17 protein-coding genes are annotated in these 17748 nt (G+C 52.7%); 3 read left to right on the top strand and 14 right to left on the bottom strand.

The window, feature by feature from the left end:
* Positions 1-3: 3 nt before the first annotated feature.
* From nuoF to djlA, 6 genes are all read right to left on the bottom strand, one after another.
* On the bottom strand, positions 4-1278 hold the full coding sequence (nuoF, locus tag BLS94_RS10090) for an NADH-quinone oxidoreductase subunit NuoF (protein ID WP_090960485.1): 1275 nt from the start codon (positions 1276-1278) through the stop codon (positions 4-6).
* Positions 1256-1786, bottom strand: coding sequence for an NADH-quinone oxidoreductase subunit NuoE (nuoE, locus tag BLS94_RS10085; RefSeq protein WP_090960482.1), 531 nt, complete (start codon positions 1784-1786; stop codon positions 1256-1258). The genes nuoF and nuoE overlap by 23 nt, the downstream gene beginning before the upstream one ends.
* A gap of 7 nt (positions 1787-1793) precedes the next feature.
* Entirely contained in the window at positions 1794-3572 is a 1779-nt protein-coding gene (gene nuoC, locus BLS94_RS10080) for an NADH-quinone oxidoreductase subunit C/D (protein ID WP_176767855.1), read from the bottom strand.
* A 3-nt stretch (positions 3573-3575) separates the two neighbouring features.
* A complete protein-coding gene (locus tag BLS94_RS10075; RefSeq protein ID WP_090960479.1) occupies positions 3576-4172 on the bottom strand; it encodes a NuoB/complex I 20 kDa subunit family protein in 597 nt (198 codons plus the stop codon).
* Positions 4173-4270: 98 nt separating this feature from the next.
* Positions 4271-4696, bottom strand: a complete 426-nt coding sequence (gene ndhC, locus BLS94_RS10070; RefSeq protein WP_256325379.1) for an NADH-quinone oxidoreductase subunit A — start codon at positions 4694-4696, stop codon at positions 4271-4273.
* A gap of 335 nt (positions 4697-5031) precedes the next feature.
* Positions 5032-5805: a co-chaperone DjlA gene (gene djlA, locus BLS94_RS10065; RefSeq protein WP_090960565.1), complete on the bottom strand. Its 774-nt coding sequence runs from the start codon at positions 5803-5805 to the stop codon at positions 5032-5034.
* 145 nt (positions 5806-5950) lie between these two features.
* Here djlA and BLS94_RS10060 point away from each other — a divergent pair, with 145 nt between their 5' ends.
* Complete coding sequence (locus tag BLS94_RS10060) at positions 5951-6685, top strand: glutathione binding-like protein (RefSeq protein WP_090960562.1); 735 nt, start codon at positions 5951-5953, stop codon at positions 6683-6685.
* A 309-nt stretch (positions 6686-6994) separates the two neighbouring features.
* On the opposite strand, the gene BLS94_RS10055 is transcribed toward BLS94_RS10060, so the two are convergent.
* The 4 genes from BLS94_RS10055 to BLS94_RS10035 all read right to left on the bottom strand — a co-directional run bounded on the left by BLS94_RS10055 (position 6995) and on the right by BLS94_RS10035 (position 9973).
* The gene (locus tag BLS94_RS10055; RefSeq protein WP_090960476.1) at positions 6995-7699 is read right to left on the bottom strand and encodes a PEP-CTERM sorting domain-containing protein; all 705 of its coding nucleotides are present in this window, start codon (positions 7697-7699) and stop codon (positions 6995-6997) included.
* Positions 7700-8217: 518 nt separating this feature from the next.
* Positions 8218-8856 carry a DUF799 domain-containing protein gene (locus tag BLS94_RS10045; protein ID WP_090960470.1) on the bottom strand — a complete coding sequence of 213 codons (639 nt, stop codon included), beginning with the start codon at positions 8854-8856 and terminating at the stop codon, positions 8218-8220.
* On the bottom strand, positions 8853-9287 hold the full coding sequence (locus BLS94_RS10040; protein WP_218124788.1) for a DUF4810 domain-containing protein: 435 nt from the start codon (positions 9285-9287) through the stop codon (positions 8853-8855). Before BLS94_RS10040 ends, BLS94_RS10045 begins: the two co-directional genes overlap by 4 nt.
* 5 nt (positions 9288-9292) lie before the next feature.
* Positions 9293-9973 (bottom strand): CsgG/HfaB family protein, encoded by a 681-nt coding sequence (locus tag BLS94_RS10035; protein ID WP_072767906.1) that lies wholly within the window; start codon positions 9971-9973, stop codon positions 9293-9295.
* Between the two features lie 275 nt (positions 9974-10248).
* Between BLS94_RS10035 and ettA the strand changes: the two genes are divergently transcribed.
* Positions 10249-11913, top strand: a complete 1665-nt coding sequence (gene ettA, locus BLS94_RS10030) for an energy-dependent translational throttle protein EttA (protein WP_090960467.1) — start codon at positions 10249-10251, stop codon at positions 11911-11913.
* A gap of 404 nt (positions 11914-12317) precedes the next feature.
* On the opposite strand, the gene BLS94_RS10025 is transcribed toward ettA, so the two are convergent.
* From BLS94_RS10025 to BLS94_RS10005, 4 genes are all read right to left on the bottom strand, one after another.
* Complete coding sequence (locus BLS94_RS10025) at positions 12318-13355, bottom strand: methyltransferase (protein WP_072767954.1); 1038 nt, start codon at positions 13353-13355, stop codon at positions 12318-12320.
* 135 nt (positions 13356-13490) lie between these two features.
* A complete protein-coding gene (locus tag BLS94_RS10020) occupies positions 13491-13994 on the bottom strand; it encodes an SRPBCC family protein (RefSeq protein WP_072767904.1) in 504 nt (167 codons plus the stop codon).
* A 595-nt stretch (positions 13995-14589) separates the two neighbouring features.
* Positions 14590-14919: a hypothetical protein gene (locus tag BLS94_RS10010; RefSeq protein WP_143021686.1), complete on the bottom strand. Its 330-nt coding sequence runs from the start codon at positions 14917-14919 to the stop codon at positions 14590-14592.
* A 194-nt stretch (positions 14920-15113) separates the two neighbouring features.
* Positions 15114-16337, bottom strand: coding sequence for an FAD-dependent oxidoreductase (locus BLS94_RS10005; protein ID WP_072767901.1), 1224 nt, complete (start codon positions 16335-16337; stop codon positions 15114-15116).
* Between the two features lie 262 nt (positions 16338-16599).
* On the opposite strand from BLS94_RS10005, the gene BLS94_RS10000 reads away from it, so the two are divergent.
* Positions 16600-17550 (top strand): formylglycine-generating enzyme family protein, encoded by a 951-nt coding sequence (locus BLS94_RS10000; protein ID WP_176767853.1) that lies wholly within the window; start codon positions 16600-16602, stop codon positions 17548-17550.
* Positions 17551-17748: the final 198 nt, after the last annotated feature.

Genomic DNA, 17748 nt, shown 5'->3' with positions numbered 1-17748 from the left:
CCTTTAGGACCTCCAAGGGCAGCGCTTCTCGCGGATGTGCCGGTCGAAATCGTCGCGGAAATACTTGAGGCCGCTTTGCAATGGTTCTGCGGCGCCTGGCGCCAGTGCGCAAAACGTATGCCCCGGACCCAGCAGGCGCGCATGAGACTGGAGCCGTTCCAGATCCGAGGCTTGCCCTTCGCCGTCTTCCAGGCCTTTCAGTATCTGTTCCACCCAGGACAGGCCCGACCAGCAAGGCGTGCACCACCCGCACGATTCCTGCGCGAAGAAGTGTTCCAGATTGTGCAGAATGCCGACCGGGCAGGTCTTGTCGTCGAGGATAATCATGGTACCGGTACCCAGGCGGCTACCTGCCGCCTGCATTGAGTCGAAATCCATTGCCACATCAAGATGGTCAGCGATCATGAAATCTGTAGACGCCCCCCCAGGCAGCAGACCACGGAAGCGGTATCCATCCCGCATCCCCCCCGCGTGTTCTTCCAGGATTTCGCGGATGGGCGTACCCATCGGCAATTCCCACAGTCCTGGTTTCTTCACTCTTCCGCTCACGCCATATAGCTTGGTGCCGCCATCGCCGCTACGGCTCAGGTTTTTAAACCATGCGGCGCCCTTGTTCACGATATGCGGCACGCAGCATAGCGTTTCGACATTGTTGACGACGGTGGGCTTACCCCATAGACCGCTTATCTGGGGATAGGGTGGCTTGGCCCGCGGGTTGGCGCGCTTGCCCTCGAGTGCGTTAAGCAACGCGGTCTCTTCGCCGCACATGTAGCGCCCCGCGCTGACGTGGAGATGAAGCTTCAGGCTGTACGTCGAACCAGCGATATTCCTGCCCAGATAACCCTGGCGGTACGCTTCGGCGATTGCCTGCTCCAACCGCTGCGCTGCCAGCTTGTAAGCCCAGCGCAGGAAAATGTAGGCGATATCGGCTTGAATCGCATACGCGCTTACGATCATGCCTTCTATCAACTGGTGCGGGTCGCCTTCGAGCAACAGGCGGTCCTTGAACGTACCGGGCTCCATCTCGTCCGCGTTGCAGATAAAGTATTTGGGATGGGGCGCGTCGTCCCCCACCGGCACTAAACTCCATTTCTGCGCGGTCGGAAAACCTGCGCCGCCGCGTCCGCGCAGGTTTGCCTCTTTCACTATCGCGGTCACGTCGCCCGGCGCCATACGCAGCGCTTTGCGCAGCGCCGCGTAGCCTCCCGCCTTTTCATACTGCGCGAGATCGGGCGGCATTTTTCCCGGTGCGATGTTATGGGTCAGCGGTGTTTCCATCAGCGGGCTCTCTTTTTTCCTTTTTTTCTTCCCTTATTTCTTCCATCCGGTATTTCGCGAGAATTTCATCCAGCCTGTCAGGGTCCAGGTCCTGATAATGGGTGCTGTCTATCATCATCGCCGGCGCGTGGTCGCAGGCGCCAAGGCATACATTCGGCAGTAAAGTAAAGCAGCCATCGGCGGTGGTCTCGCCCAGACCGATACCCAACCTTGCCTGCAAATGTTCACGCAACCGGTCATAACCCATGATCCAGCAACTCACGCTGTCGCACAGCAAGATCACGTGCCTGCCCACCGGTTTCCGAAAAATCATATTGTAGAAAGTTGCCACTCCCTCCAATTCCGCCGCCGCCATTTGCAACGCCTCAGCCACGTCCGCAATGCCTTCGTCCGACACCCACCCACGGTGCTCCTGTACGATCTTGAGTGCTTCGATACACAGCGCCCGCGTCGTCGGGTAGTGTTGCGACTGCGCCTCTATTTCCTGTTTTTCCTCTTCGCTCAGCATCTACGCCTCAACGGTCCACGTCGGCCATGACAAAATCAATGCTACCCAGAATGGCAATCAGATCGGAAATCATCAGCCCGCGACTGATCAGGGGAATCATTTGCAGGTGCGGAAAAGAAGGTGTGCGGATACGCACGCGGTAGGCCACGGTGCTGCCGTCGCTGATCAGGTAATAGCCATTGTTGCCTTTGGTCGCCTCGATGCCGACGAATGCTTCGCCCGGCGGGATGACCGGCCCCCAACTCACGCCCAGAAAATGATTGATGAGGGTTTCGATGTCGCGCAAGGTGTACTTCTTGAGCGGCGGCGTAGTCAACGGATGATCCGCCTTATAAGCTCCCGCCGGCATATGGTTGAGGCATTGCTCGATGATGCGCAGGCTCTGGCGAATCTCCTCGGCGCGCACTGCGCAGCGGTCATAGCAATCGCCGTGTTGCCCGGTGGGTATATCGAAATCGAACTGCTCGTAGCCCGAGTAAGGCCGCTCCTTGCGAAAATCCCATGCAAAACCGCAGGCACGCAGACCCGGCCCCGTCACGCCCCACTCAATCGCCTCATCCACTGTATACGTACCGATACCGCGGCTGCGCGCCTTGAGGATGCGATTGCCCAGCGCGATCTTGTCATACTCGTCGAGCCGGGGGGGGAGATAATCGAGGAAGTCGCGCACCAGTCGGTCCCACCCATCAGGCAGATCCTGCGCCACGCCGCCAATGCGATACCAACTCGGGTGCATGCGGCCGCCGCAAATAGCCTCGACGATATCGAATACCCGCTCCCGGTCGGTGAACATGAAAAATACAGGCGATAACGCGCCCAGATCCTGCGCATAAGTCCCATAGAACACCAGATGGCTCGCGATGCGGAAAAATTCAGCCATCATCACGCGTATTACCTTTACGCGCTCGGGCACTTCGATGCCCGCCAGTTTTTCTACCGCCAGCACGTAAGGGAGGTTGTTCATCACCCCTCCCAGATAGTCGACACGGTCGGTATAGGGGATGTAAGTGTGCCAGGACTGACGCTCACCCATTTTTTCCGCGCCGCGATGATGAAAGCCTATATCGGGCACGGCGTCGATGATTTCTTCCCCATCGAGTTGCAATACGATGCGAAAGACGCCGTGCACCGATGGGTGGTTGGGTCCCAGGTTGAGAAACATGAAATCGGTGCTTTCATGTGCACGCCGCATTCCCCACTCTTCCGGATGGAAGCGTAGCATCTCCTGCTCAGCATCCTCCTTATCCTGCGGTAACCGGAAAGGTTCCATTTCCGTGGCGCGAGCGGGATGGTCCTTTTGTAGCGCGTGGCCTTTCCACCAGGGGGGCAACAGGATACGGCGCAAGTGTGGATGCCCCGTGAAAACGATGCCGAACATATCCCATATCTCTCGCTCATACCAGTTCGCTGCAGGCCAGATGCCGGTAATGGTGGGCACCAGCAAATCGTCGGCAGAAAGCGCGAGCTTGAGGCGGATGTCCGCATTGCGCTCGAACGACAGCAAGTGATAAATTACAGTGAAATCACTCGACGGCTGATCGCTCCGGTGAATGCGGGTGCGCTCGTCGATGGCAGTAAGGTCATACAGCATGCGATAAGGACGCTGCACCTCCAGTTTCAGGTAGCGCAAAACATCGCACACGCTGTTCCTCGCTACCCACTGCGTCGGCATGCCATCGCAGGTTTCCTGCGTGGCCCCGATTGCCGCGCAAAAGCGATCCTTCAATTCCGCAAGAATATCGGGAACGTCCTGTTCCAGGACAACGCTGGATGAAGTCTCGCTCAAGGTTCAAACCTCGTCGGGACTACGCAGTACGGTCTCGCGCATTCTCCGGGCTCTGTTGATATCCCGCTGCGATAACCGGTCCGACCGTTCGACCCCTTGCGGGCCGATGACCCAGCTCAGCGGACGCCTTTCCTTGCCAATCGCATCCTGGAGCAGATTCAAGCCCTGCATGAATGCATCCGGACGAGGCGGACATCCTGGAACATAAATATCCACCGGGATGAACGCATCCACCCCCTGTACCACGCTGTAGATATCGTACATGCCCCCGGAGTTGGCGCAGGAGCCCATCGAAATCACCCAGCGCGGTTCCAGCATTTGGTCATAAAGCCGCTGGATCACTGGGGCCATCTTCATGAATACGGTGCCAGAGATGACGATCAAGTCCGCCTGACGAGGTGAGGCGCGGATCACTTCGGCGCCGAACCGCGCAATGTCATACTTGCTGGTGAAGCTCGTGGCCATTTCCACGTAACAACACGAGAGACCGAAGTTGTAAGGCCAGACGGAATTTTTTCGACCCCACGCAATGAGGTCTTGCAGCCGCGCCAGCAATACACTGCGTTGCCCGTCTTCTTCAATACCATGATTACTGCGCATAACCGACTTGTGGTGTGGCGGCTCAGTTGGCTCAGTTGACTCAGCGGGCTCGCGGGACTCGATTGGCCCAGTTGGCTCGGCTGCCCTGGTTGCCTTGCTCAGTGACCATCGCATCGTTCGATCCCCCTCTTCCCATTGGAACGATGTCCGCTGGAACTCCAATCCAGCGCGCCCAGCATCCATAAATAAGCCAGTGCTGCGCCCAGAACACCAACGAAGATAACCACCTCGATATACCCAGCCCAGCCCAGTTCGCGAAAAGCGACCGCCCAGGCAAAGAGGAACACAGCTTCCACGTCGAAGATCACAAAGAACATTGCGATCAGATAAAACTTGGCAGACAGCCGCAATCGCGCAAAACCAACGGTGACAATACCGGACTCGAACGGCTCATCCGCCACCCTAGCCTGGTGACGTTCACCAATGACATAAGAAAGCAACAGGATTACGCCCATCAGCGCGATGACGAGAAGGAAGTAGGCTACCAGAGGCCAAACCTCAGTCAATTGTGCCGGCGTATTCAAGGATCAGGCTCCTTGGACTTCCGTCCTCAGTTGATCCCGGCGAAACTCCAGGATGCGGAACCTTAGTCTGGTTCATCTCGTAGATGCGTTCTGTACGATAGCCAACAAACGAATCAGGCACGTCGTTTGCTCAGTCAGCCGTTGGAAGGATGATTGAGCAAACGTGGACAAGCTTCGGCGTGGATTTATTTAGCGGTTCAAGGCGAGGATGCCCCGAGAATACATAATCGGGATCAGTCCGGGAGGAGCTGGCGGGGAAATTTCTTCCCCACTTGCATTGGCGAATGCAAAACCGTATTGCGAAGGAAAATATGAGAAATTCTGGACAAAGGCGACTACATATTGCGGCTCTTTTTAATCAAGTCATAAGCGGTCTGTACTTCCTGAGTTTGTGCGGTAGCCACAGCAATCATATCTTCCGGGACCCCCTGTCCCATTAATTTGTCGGGGTGATACTGGCTTATCAGCTTCCGATAGGCCCGCTTTATTTCCTGGTCGCTGCTTTCCTTCTTTACACCTAATGCTTTATAAGCCTCATCCAGCGCGTTGGCCGAAGGTACGCGCCCTCCCGCGAAGTGTGACTGGTTTAAGACCATCTCCAGCAATTGTGAAAACGCAAGCTGATCATAGCCCAGGCGAAGCGCAATACCTTTTAACAAACTCTCCTCAGCCGCATCCATTCGCCCGTCGGACAGCGCCATGACGATAAGGTAAACCAGCAGCATCTGCTTCAGGCTATGGGTGTGTCCGCAAACAGCGATAAATTCGTTCAGCTTCGGCTCAAAATCGAAATCGGACGCCGCTCCCTGCCTGAACAAGGCAATTGCGCGCTCACGGTGTTCGGACGACATGTGCAGCTTTTGCATGAAATCTTCAACATGAGTGATTTCATCTTGCGAAATATGGCCGTCCGCTTTGGCAAGCTTCCCCATCAGCAAAAAAACAGCTTCGATAAAAACCGACTGCCGATGAGCATTCGTAAACGGATTAACCGCACCCGAGCCATAAGCTATGTAACGGTCGACAATACTTCCGACGATATAGCCAAGCACTGCGCCGAAAATGCCGAAGAAGTGATAGCCTACCAAAACCCCGATTATTTTGAACAACATGAAATTCCTGTCATTATTTGAAAGAATTGACTATGAATCAGTTTACCGAAGCCTTGCTCAGTTCGCAGAAATATATCCGTCAGGAAGCGGCGGAATTTTTCGATAATTCACCTCGATGCACGAAGCAAACAAGGAGATAACCATGATTGAATTGCACTCGAGCCCAACGCCAAACGGCCAGAAGGTGATGATCATGCTTGAGGAGATAGGAGCCGAATGGAAGCATATCGACGTGAATATCGGCGTTGGTGAACAGTTCGAGCCCGAACACCTGAAGCTCAGCCCCAACAACAAGATTCCTGCCATCGTGGATACGGACGGGCCTGGTGGTGAACCCTACACAATGATGGAATCGGGCGCTATCCTTGTTTATCTCGCCCAGAAATCCGGAAAATTCATGCCAAAGGATGCACGCAAGTACTATGACACATTGCAATGGCTATTTTTCCAGGTAGCGCATATCGGGCCCATGTTCGGCCAGGCTAATCACTTCAATGGCCAGGCCAAAGATAATCAGTATGCGCGGGATCGCTACAACAACGAATCGCTACGTCTGTATCGCGTACTGGAAAACCGATTGAGCAAATATCAATGGCTCGCTTCCGGCGAATATACTATCGCCGATATCGCCACTTATCCGTGGTGCAAAGGGCATAAAGATCGCGGCATCGACAGTGCTGCTTTCCCCAATTTCATGCGTTGGTTCGACGCCATGGAAGCACGCCCGGCCGTGCGGCGCAACAATGCAATGGCAACCAAAATTCGCGAACGCATGGAAAAGGCGGCGGAAAACCGTCCACACATCAACATTTACGATACCAAGGATAATGCCGAGCGTCTAACTCAGGCTACGTTGCCAAGGAACGGCGGCAGGTAGGAAGTACTTGCGCTTGTATTTGTATGGTTGGACCTCAGCCGATCTTCAAGGAAGAGATCGCAGCAGAGTTCTTGGCAATGGACTTGGAATGACTACATCGACAGTCCAGGCACAGTCTGATGTCCGTTCAACACGCCGGATGTCCGGAAATTTTTCGTCCATACCTTGTTGTTCTGTTGCCGATGCGTCTTATGGCGCATCGGCAATTTTCAGGCGTAGAGAGGGAATTTATGCGTTGCTTGGAGACTATTTCCCTTAAAAAATACTGCTGCGCCTTGCATGGTCGCCCCAAAAGTAGCCTGAGGTGGGTTACCCGCCCCGGTTGCCGGTTCTTCCGCGAATACCGGCCAAGCCGATCAAGCCCAACCCCAGGAGTGCGAGGGTGCCAGGTTCAGGAACTTGGCCCACTCTGACTACAATGGCAGAACGATCGACCTCGGCACCTTGGGCATCATAAGCAACGAGAGCGAAGCTGTATTCACCAGCGCTGTTGGGATCGAACGACGCAAAACTCGGAGGAGTAATAAGTCCTGGTAGCGCACCGCTCAGAAAATCCATTCCCATATTCCATGAATCTTGAATGGGCCCGCCAAGGCCGCTGGAGAAAATGATCTGGCCATGCTCACTTTCGTCTGTATTAAAACCAGGATTAAAATCGTACAACAACTTGTAATTGTATAAGTTCAGGTCGTCTCCGCCCAAGTAGAAGCCGACATTCCAGGTCGCATACGGGTTGGCGGGAGATGGAGCATTCGTATCCACACCCGGACTGGCGAAGAAAATGCCAGCCCCATCGTTTGTAAGAGCGGGGTTGGAATAACGCTGGTGAGCGGTCAGTCCCAGTGTAACTTGTGTCACTGCCACCGCCACTGCGTCGTTTGGAATCCCGGTGCCGCCAAAAGTAGCGCCGGCCAGCGTACCGAATGTATCGTAACTTTGATTGATGGGCGCGGCCAGAGCGTTGCCTGCAATCAGAGCACCGGCCAGCAGGCTCCAGGGTAGTATCTTGTTCATATTTTCTCCATTTGTTTTCGTTATTGGCGCACACGACCTTGATCATTCTCCGTTTTCTTCGATCGTGCCGTCACAACACCTTAAGCACGGACCATGCCACGCTCTTATTAAGGAGCGTTAACCCAATATATCAACGAGTTGCAGGGAAAGAAGCGAAGCATTGCTTAGGCTGGATGTAAACGTGCCCGACATGCATCCGAATGGATTTGAATGGGTTAATATGACGATCGAATACTTATCGGCGAAATTTTTTTTCGCTATAGCGATATGGCAGTGCTTGATATTAATGTTAGTGTCATACAAGAAAGCCTGGAAAATTTGAAGCGAGGCGCATAGCTGTACGCATCTCAGCGAAAAGAATATCAACAACGATAATTGGGGGAGCGCCGACACCCTCACTATCCAGGATAGTATTGGCGCCGCCTCGTCTGGGCTATCTTGCGCTCAAGCACCAGGAAATAGCACTTCTTCCGGCCCTGAAACTATAAGCAACCAATGACATGCTAACTGCACTGACGTTAAAACTTGTCCTGATCCCTGCCATAGTCGGCGTTGTAAGGGCCGGCGGGCAAGCCACGAGGGGGTATGAATGCCTGGTTATTTGCCTGTCTAGCCAGCGGAAGATAATCGGCAAGCATAGCTGTTATCGCGGCACTTACCGCCATGCTTATCAGGTCGTCTCCCCCGGAACTTTGGGCAACCTGTTGTTTTGAACGCCATAGAACAGTACCCGTTTTAGTATCCTTCAACTCGTAATCCATCTCCACAACGACCGTCGAGGCGAGAACGATATATTTGCTGCTCCAATCCTTGATAGTAATAAACAGTGCCGCGTCTGCTCCGAATAATTCAAACAAACGTTGCGTATCCAGTTGGTGGATATGCCCGGCTTCAGCCAGTCCGAAATCCCGTAATACCAGATCAGTCAGATATACCGGAAAAACGTAATAGCCTCGTTCTGCCAACGGCCTTGTGATGGTAGAGACAAAAACGGATGGTGCGCTGATTTCGGTCGTCTCGTTAAGTACCGGCACAATCACTATCGAACGTGGTTTATATGTGTGGAAGGCCGATAGATCAATTTTCTCTGGCTGCACGGCACAACCGGAAAGCAGGTTCAAAGCGACACACGCAGCAATAGCCAGAATTGACTTCATGGCTGAGTTCCTTGAGTTATGGCTGCCTGTGGCTGCTGCTTTTCAGCAGAATCAGATTCCTTTTGCTTGATGCGCTCAATCAGTTTGGTCATAAAGGCGTCAGATTCCGGAAAAATGCGTTTTTCTTTTTCAAAATAGGCAATCGCTCCTTCACGATCACCCCGTTTGAACAATAAAAAGCCGTAGTCCGCATACGCGCCGGGGGGAATTCTTAAATTTTCCTGCTCGGCCTTAGTGATGGTTTCGAGCAAATAAGCATCGGCTTGTGGATGGTTTTGGCTGACATAGCGGTCATGTAGCCCATCCTCAAACCGACCCCAATGGTAGATGGATGGCGCGCCACAACCTGCGAGGCCCATTGCGACGACCAGAACCAAAAACCTGGAATAAATCCGTTCAGGATCACTCAGGGAATAGTGATCGTTTTTCATATTTTTTACTGCCCCATCGCGCGGCGTGCATCCAGGGTTTGCGCCACGCTGTTAATCATATTGACGATTGCGGCATCAATCGCTTTTCCTTCCAGGGTTGAATCAAAACCCGTCGCACCACCGAAGCCGAAGGTGCTGCTGGATGACAAATCCGCTTCTCCCGAGCCTTCCTGTGTATAGAACAATTGGCCCGTCTTGGGATCCACCAGCCTCAATACAACACGTGCCCGCGCTCGTTGAGTTTTTTGCTTGCCCACCAACCATGTATTTCCGGTGGTATCTCGCCCTAACTCGGCAACCGAACCAAGAATCAAGGCATCGACCCCTTTCAGATTTTGCTTGAACTGCTCTTTGCTGATGCCCATCAGGTCAGCTTCCGCTGCTAGCTTGCCAATGTCCTGCCGCTCGACCACGTTGAAACGTTGCGTTGCCATCAGGTGCCTGGCCAGCAGATCAGATGCCTGCTTTCCGATACGGTCACCGGAAGCATCAGTAAAAAGACCACTACCGTAAATTGATTCATTGGTGAAACGCGCGATACCGACAGTCATGCGTTCGGCGGCGGGCAAAGGCCGTGCGGCCACCCTCGGCCCAGGGTCTTTAACGCCTTCTTGTACTGTGCGGGTAGGGCTTGCACAGGCACTCAACATCAATACTGCGCATACAATCGATAATCTTGTATTCATGTGGCCTCGTCTGAATTTACGTAAACGGGATCAGTAACCAACAATCGAAATTTGTTTAAGGGTCGAGATATTAACTCATACTCAGCAGTTTGAGAATTGGGGGTTCCAGGAATTTTTTTCTTCTTATCGCCTGTTGGCGTTCGCGGCATTATCAAGGCAATATTTCAGACCTTACCCGGAAGGGAGAACGGTCTGTATAACTGGGTTTATGTCATTCTTTTGTCTGTCGGTTCTCCATGCGTTAAACTCAAGCATTTTGCTGATCTGATATTTTTATGGCTCAATACGTACTCACCATGAATCGAGTGGGCAAAATTGTCCCGCCCCGGCGCACGATTCTCAAAGATATATCCATCAGTTTCTTTCCCGGCGCAAAGATAGGGTTGCTTGGCCTGAACGGTTCCGGTAAATCAACCGTACTGAAAATCATGGCAGGCCTGGACAAGGACATCGAGGGCGAGGTGACGGCGATGCCCAATCTCAATATCGGCTATCTTCCGCAGGAACCGCAACTCAACCCCGTGCAGACTGTGCGCGACGCTGTACAGGAGGGACTGGGCGAAGTGTTCAGTGCGCAGCAGAAGCTGGAAGAGGTCTATGCGGCTTATGCCGAGCCGGACGCAGACTTCGATGCGCTGGCGTCCGAACAGGTCCGGCTGGAGGCCATCCTGGCCGTCAGCGGCGGAGATGGAAGTCAACAGATGGAAATCGCCGCCGATGCGCTGCGCCTGCCGGAATGGGACGCCATTATCGGAAATCTTTCCGGCGGCGAGAAACGCAGGGTAGCCTTGTGCAAACTTTTACTATCCAAGCCCGACATGTTGCTATTGGACGAGCCCACCAATCACCTGGATGCCGAATCAGTGGAATGGCTGGAGCAGTTCCTTACCCGGTTTCCCGGCACTGTCGTGGCAGTCACGCATGACCGCTACTTCCTCGATAACGCCGCGGAGTGGATACTGGAACTGGACCGTGGCCATGGTATCCCCTGGAAGGGCAACTACAGCTCGTGGCTGGAGCAGAAAGAAAACCGTCTGAAGCAGGAGGAATCGACCGAGTCTGCTCGTCAGAAAGCCCTGAAAAAAGAACTCGAGTGGGTTAGGCAGAATCCCAAAGGGCGTCAGTCGAAATCCAAGGCCCGTATTGCCCGCTTCGATGAGCTTAACTCCCAGGAATACCAGAAACGCAACGAAACACAGGAGATATTCATTCCCGTTGCGGACAGGCTCGGTAATGAAGTCATCGAGTTAAAGGGAGTATCCAAAGCGTATGGAGACAGGTTGCTGATCGACAACCTGAGCTTTAAAGTGCCACCGGGAGCCATTGTCGGGATTATCGGACCCAACGGGGCGGGGAAATCCACCTTGTTTCGTATGATTACGGGAAGGGAGCAGCCGGACTCGGGAGAATTAACGATTGGCACAACCGTCAAGATCGCGCATGTGGATCAATTGCGTGACGCCCTCGAAAGCGGCAAAACCGTGTTCGATACCATTTCAGACGGCCATGATATCCTCACCGTCGGCAGGTATGAAACACCTGCTCGCGCCTATCTGGGGCGTTTCAATTTCAAAGGAGCGGACCAGCAGAAGAACGTCGGCAATCTTTCAGGTGGAGAGCGCGGCAGGCTCCATTTAGCCAAAATGCTCATCTCAGGTGGCAATGTCCTGTTACTGGATGAGCCTTCCAACGATCTGGACGTGGAAACGCTGCGGGCATTGGAAGATGCATTGCTGGAGTTTGCCGGGTGTGTGCTGGTCATCTCGCACGATCGCTGGTTTCTGGACCGTATTGCAACCCACATCCTGTCGTTTGAAGGCAATTCGCAGGTTGCATTCTTCAGCGGCAATTACCAGGAATACGAAGCCGACAAGCGGAAGCGCCTTGGCGAAGAAGGCGCAAAACCTAAGCGGATCAGGTACAAGCCGATTAATCGGTAATGAATTATGGTGAGTTCATTTGAGCATAGAAATCTCTATGGGGTAAAGGAAAGTGGAGGAGACTGCAAACGGAGGCAACCAGGACGTAAGTCTGGAACAGATCAGGGCTGCATTGCATTACAAGCAATATGGCAAGGATCAGCAACCGGCCAAACGGCGCCTTTTGCCGGGCAGAGGAAGCTGCCCGTCTCAAAGGCGTTAGGTTATTGCGTCATCCGAAGCCCGCTCCTCCTTGGAATTCTCCGCGAAATAAGGAAAAAAGAGACGCTTTTTCCCGGAAAACCCATAGTTGGAGTGATTTGCATTTAGAAATGGTCCGACCAGCATTATTTTCAAATGCAGATGGGTGCGGATACCGGCATATGAGCCGGAGGAACGAGTGATTATTCTGGGAAAGTTATATTTTAAGGCTTGAGACCAGTAACTATACTATAGTAGCCAAAGGCTGGGCGCACCTCGATATCACTGAATCCTGCATCGCTCAACATGGCTGACAACTCCGTGGAGGAGTAAGATTTTCCCTCGGTCCACCCCATCATGAGCATGCTAAATGCAGCCGCAGCGAAAGGACCGGATTTGTCCTCGTTATAGAGCATTCCATGGATGATGATGCGTCCTCCGGGCGGGAGAGCATTGAAACTCTTCGCGGTAAGAAAGCTGCACTTCTCAGGTGGCCAGTCATTATAAACGGTGGAGTAAAAGTGAAGATCGGCTATTGGCATTTCATCACGCCACATGTCTCCTTCACATGTCCTGATGCGATCTTGCAGGCCATGCTGGGCAATGAATTCTTTTGCAATCTCGCATACCATGGGAAAATCGAAAACGATAGCTTGTAAATTACTCCACTTTGATACGGCTCCAATCGAATGTGCGCCCGAGCTTCCACCAACGTCGAGCATGATATGGTGAGCGGAGAGATCGAGCACCTCCGGCCAGTAGAAAGCCGATTTGATGCTCATACTGTACATGCTACGCGTGAATCTTCGTGCGAGTTCGGCCTGCACCTCTTCAGGACGGTAAATACCTGCCCCGCCGTAAACCTGGGGCTCATCTGTGCGTATTGCCTTTTCCAGGCTTTTAAATGAATGTACCTGATCGTTTTCGATCATCAGATCCCACATGAAGCCAAAATAGCTCGGATTTTTCTTAAGCAGATAGTGCTCAGCGACTGCCGTCAACGCATAAAGTCCTCCTTTTACCGACAAGAACCCCAGCGCTGTTGCTGCCGTCAGAATAGCTTCGGCAGGGCGCTCTTTGATGTTCAGCCTCTCGCAGATGACGGGTAGCGAAAGTTCGCCGTCTTCCAGCAGAGAAAAGACGCCGAGCTTATGCGCAAGAAGCAGCGCCGGATAGCCATAAATTCCGAGGATAACATCCCATAGTTTTCTATCGTCAGGTATCTGTGGTTGCGGTGCTTCTTTAGAAACTTCATCTGTCATGAGTAAATCCTCGCGCCGATCGATCGGAATGCTGAAACTATTACCCACCGGCGACAATGTCGAGCGTAAAAGATTTTTCTGCTCCGACCGTAAGTCGCATTCTCTAAAAGTTGCAAGTAGCTGTCTCTGTCAGAGTCAAACAGCTGTGGCGTGTTTGCTGCTTTCAACTAGACGTTTTATATTTTCTACCGTGTGGACTGCACCCTCCTGAATTGCGCTCCGGACCAACTGTTCAAAAGGTCGCATGAATACTTTGAGTTCAAGTAGTTCAAAAGTAAACTTCAATTCCGTTACATCTCCCCTGCTTTGGGGTTGTAGTTCGTAAAGGCAGCGATAAGGTTCAATAATTCCCGCAAAGGCCAGTCGCCTCGAAGGTTCATAAATCGTAATCCTAAATTTTGATTCCGAGCGTTGGCCATGATCTACGCGTACCTGCCTTGCTATGGTTCCTGACTTTACGGGCCCATCAGTGAGACATTCAAGTTCCTGTACTTCCGGCGACCATCTGGGATAGTTATGAAATAAATCGTCGCCAATAAATTTGAAGACTTCAGCAGCAGGTAACTTGACCAGGATGCTCTTCTTGCCGACCACTGGATCAGCGGGGCCTAGATTGAACATGGAGCCTAAATTAAACATTTATATAACTCCTGCTCAGACTGAAAATCCGCACGAGCAATAGAAATTCGCTGCTACTGATGATTCTCAACGGTAGAGTCTTCCTGAAGAGATACCGGGTTGATTGTCGAGGTCGATTATCGTTCTTAGTCGTCCCACAAGCAACGGAATTATTTGGTTTAAAGAATTCACCGCTACTTGAAACGCTATATAGCCAGAGAGTTCTATCCGCTGATTCTGGTCGATTTTGGCAGACGCTGAGTGTGGCGCGTGTACTCAGATACCGAAGCGGAATTCATCGTATCCGCTGGTTGGAAACCTTCGTGCGCCAGCGTCAATGCTGCGGGATACCACACACCCCTCGTTGATGCATCAGCCGCGCCAGGATGGCGACCGACGGCTCGCTTTCATAGCGCAGCTCCTGCAAAATACACGCGAATCTGGCTTGCTGGCTGAGTACGGCTCTAACTGGTTGTACCGCTTTCCACTTGAATTCCATAGCGTATTTTTCTTGGTATTGACATGACGCATCCCCGACATCAGCCTGTTTAGATTTGTCTGTGAAGTCGGGGTAAAACCTGGTAGCCGATCCCCGAGTCAGCCTTTACCTCCACCGTTAATAGTGGCCTGGACGCTTGGGACCCGTGCCGCTATTTCCTTCATCGTCGTCATACCTTTCCGTCCCGTCAGTGCTGTATCTTGAGTTGTCACGGTCCGTGCTGGTGCTGGTCGAACTCCGATCTTTTTTATTCCATCTCTCCTTGATACTTTTGTCCTGGTTGGCATCCGAGTCCCTCACGGCCGCGGAATCCCCGGGCCCTATCTCATCTGGCATATCATGCTCACCGGACGCCGCAGCGTGAACCATTCCGGTTCCAGCTACGCTGAAAACCAACGCACTCGCCAACGTCAATAACTTAGCTCTCAATTTTGTAGAAAATTTCATGGCCGCATCCTTTATCAACTCAGCAATATTGCTGCGATTTAAATTTATGTGAATTTTCCGCAGGATTCGGTGCGCTAACGCACTAACTATCAGTAATAAAAGATACCAGGGCCCGACTGGCGGAGATGCGGCCTTCACAGTTTCAGGGGGAAATACAACGGATATGCGATGAACAGATTAGCGATCTATCCAGTTCAGCGAGGCCATATGTCAGGCGTTTTGACATGCTCGGGACGAAACCCGATACCGATCAACCGGGCGGGAAGCCATTGCAGCAAGGGGAAGCGTGCGAGTAGACGGAAAAAAAATGGGGGCGAAAGAGAATCACCGCCACGTAATACGCGGCCAATGATCTGTTTCTGAAGAAAGAGCTGCAATCGCTGTGTCATCCGCGTTGGCCATGCGCGACGCCGCTGAATCCCCCGCAGCGCCCCGATAGTGGGTCTATCCTCCAGTAACGGTGCAGCCAGCGCATTCGATGCGGCAATTGCATCCTGAATTGCCAGGTTGATTCCGACACCGCCGATGGGGGACATTGCATGTGCTGCATCACCAAGGCAGAGAAGGCCCGGGCAATACCACTGACGCAGCCGATCGACTTGAACAGCGAGTAACTTGATCGCTTCCCAGTCTTGCAGTTCACCGACGCGATCGGCCACAAACGGGGCCAGCTCCGCAATGGTATCGCGTAATGGGGGCAACCCACGCTCCCGAACTTGCGCATAGGAGCCTTTCGGGATTACGAAACCGCATTGCCAGTAAGCATCCCGGTTCAGCATGACAAAGACCCTGCCCGCATCGAAACGTCCGACAGGGTCTTCAGGATCACCCGCACGACGAGACAGCCGAAACCATAATACATCCATAGGCGCACCATACTCGATCCCCCTCAGTCCGGCACGAGCACGCACAGTGGAATGACGGCCATCCGCTCCAACGACAAGGCTCGCATGTACGTTCAACGGACCCTCAGGTGTCACGGCCCGCAACCCGACGATACGTCCCTCCTGCTCGATGAGCCCAGTCACTTCAGCATTCATTCGCAAGCTGAACGTCGGATACCGGGCTGCCCGTTCAGCAAGAAAACTCAGGAAATCCCACTGCGGCATAAAAACGATAAAGGGACATCGGGTTTGCAAATACCCGAAGTCAGCCACTGTCAACGCAAGAGCGCCAAACCGGCCATTGACTCGATGTGCTTTTTGATGCGGCAATTCCAGTAGCGCTTCGAGAAATCCAAGCTCATGCATGACTTCCAATGTGGATGGATGGATGGTATCCCCCCGAAAATCCCGCAGAAAATCCGCATGCTTTTCCAGAACCAATACCTCGACACCGGCGCGAGCCAATAGCAACCCCATCATCATGCCAGCCGGACCACCACCCGCGATACAACAGCGAACCGCTACCGTATCCATTTTTTTCCAGGACAATTAAGGAATAAGAAAGACTACGCTTGAATTCAGGATTTAACAAATGATCGCTTTAACAAGGACTGGTGCCCCTAGACTGGTGCCCCTACGCAAGTCTATTTTTCCCCATATCTGGCTGGCATCGGCTACCATATAGGCTGGAAGCACTCATGGAAAGTGGTTATGTGCCATGCACCCGGTCAACTACGCTCCCGGTATCCACACATGAATCGAAAAAAAAACCCCCATCCGCGTTCAAATGGAATTCATGAAATCAGTTTTGTCTACTGTCCTGCTCGCCTTGACCTTTGCAGCATCTGCCGAAGCAGGTGCATTCGCATCCACTGCTAATTCCGATTACAAAGATAATGCCACGAGCAGGGGAATGGCCGCCGACGGCGAATTCAACAATAAACGCATTGCGGAAATACAAGAAAGAACCCGCGGCGATAATAGCGAGGCATTTGAAGGTGAACGCCCGATAGACGGCGGTACAGCTCAAAAAGTAGTACTCGCGGCAACAACAACGACTGGCATACGATTAACATCCCCGGATGAGGTAGGCAACCAGCAGCAAAGGGTGGCTTTATCCACTTCAACCGGACGTCAGAACGAAGCCGGCGGGGCTTGCCCCGAGTGCCCTGAAATGATACCCATTCCAGGGCATAAATTTGCGATCGGAAAATATACCGTCACTTTCAAGGAATGGGACGCCTGTGTGGCGGCAGGTGGCTGTGGAGGATATCAACCCCCGGACAATGGCTGGGGGCGCGGCACCAGACCCGTGATCAACGTGAGCTGGGATGATGCACAAGCCTATATACAATGGATATCGGAAAAAACCGGGAAAGCTTATCGTCTTCCAACCAAAGACGAATGGGAAATCGCCGCGCAGGCGGGCTCAACCACCGATTATTACTGGGGCAACGATGTCGGACGTAATAATGCTAACTGCGATGGCTGCGGAAGCGAGTGGGATAACAGAAGAACCGCGCCGGTGGGTAGTTTCAAGCCCAATGCGTTCGGGATATACGACATGATGGGAAATGTGTGGCAATGGACGGATACCTGTTGGCAAGGCAATTGCGCAAAGCGAATGTTTTTCGGCGGCTCGTGGAATCACAGGCCCCAGGATATGCGCGCTATCACCCGCAACTGGTTTGATACAAACAAGCGCATGCGATACTTGGGTTTTCGTCTTGCCATGACATTGCCCTGAAGTTCGTGGCAGCCTGTCGGACTTAAAGGAAATCGGCTGCAAAAGCGCTTGGCCGTTCATGCTGCTTTTTCAGCCAATAGCTTTTTCATCTAATAGAATAACTAGTCGTCCCTGAAAAACCTCATCTTTAACAAACTTCCATCATTAATCGATGGTTCTCTTCATTTTGTTTTTGTCCGAGGCATTGCAAGCATTCCA

Origin of the sequence: Nitrosospira sp. Nsp18, assembly GCF_900103145.1 — a bacterium.
Taxonomy (GTDB): Bacteria; Pseudomonadota; Gammaproteobacteria; order Burkholderiales; family Nitrosomonadaceae; genus Nitrosospira.
This window is presented reverse-complemented; position numbering and strand designations above follow the sequence as displayed.

What these genes read in the sequence shown, in the direction of transcription:
- nuoF (WP_090960485.1), bottom strand. Translation starts at nt 1,278, where the DNA reads ATGGAAACACCGCTGACCCATAACATCGCACCGGGAAAAATGCCGCCC.
- nuoE (WP_090960482.1), bottom strand. Translation starts at nt 1,786, where the DNA reads ATGCTGAGCGAAGAGGAAAAACAGGAAATAGAGGCGCAGTCGCAACAC.
- BLS94_RS10075 (WP_090960479.1), bottom strand. Translation starts at nt 4,172, where the DNA reads ATGCGCAGTAATCATGGTATTGAAGAAGACGGGCAACGCAGTGTATTG.
- BLS94_RS10060 (WP_090960562.1), top strand. Translation starts at nt 5,951, where the DNA reads ATGATTGAATTGCACTCGAGCCCAACGCCAAACGGCCAGAAGGTGATG.
- BLS94_RS10055 (WP_090960476.1), bottom strand. Translation starts at nt 7,699, where the DNA reads ATGAACAAGATACTACCCTGGAGCCTGCTGGCCGGTGCTCTGATTGCA.
- BLS94_RS10045 (WP_090960470.1), bottom strand. Translation starts at nt 8,856, where the DNA reads ATGAAGTCAATTCTGGCTATTGCTGCGTGTGTCGCTTTGAACCTGCTT.
- BLS94_RS10040 (WP_218124788.1), bottom strand. Translation starts at nt 9,287, where the DNA reads ATGAAAAACGATCACTATTCCCTGAGTGATCCTGAACGGATTTATTCC.
- BLS94_RS10035 (WP_072767906.1), bottom strand. Translation starts at nt 9,973, where the DNA reads ATGAATACAAGATTATCGATTGTATGCGCAGTATTGATGTTGAGTGCC.
- ettA (WP_090960467.1), top strand. Translation starts at nt 10,249, where the DNA reads ATGGCTCAATACGTACTCACCATGAATCGAGTGGGCAAAATTGTCCCG.
- BLS94_RS10025 (WP_072767954.1), bottom strand. Translation starts at nt 13,355, where the DNA reads ATGACAGATGAAGTTTCTAAAGAAGCACCGCAACCACAGATACCTGAC.
- BLS94_RS10020 (WP_072767904.1), bottom strand. Translation starts at nt 13,994, where the DNA reads ATGTTTAATTTAGGCTCCATGTTCAATCTAGGCCCCGCTGATCCAGTG.
- BLS94_RS10010 (WP_143021686.1), bottom strand. Translation starts at nt 14,919, where the DNA reads ATGAAATTTTCTACAAAATTGAGAGCTAAGTTATTGACGTTGGCGAGT.
- BLS94_RS10005 (WP_072767901.1), bottom strand. Translation starts at nt 16,337, where the DNA reads ATGGATACGGTAGCGGTTCGCTGTTGTATCGCGGGTGGTGGTCCGGCT.
- BLS94_RS10000 (WP_176767853.1), top strand. Translation starts at nt 16,600, where the DNA reads ATGAAATCAGTTTTGTCTACTGTCCTGCTCGCCTTGACCTTTGCAGCA.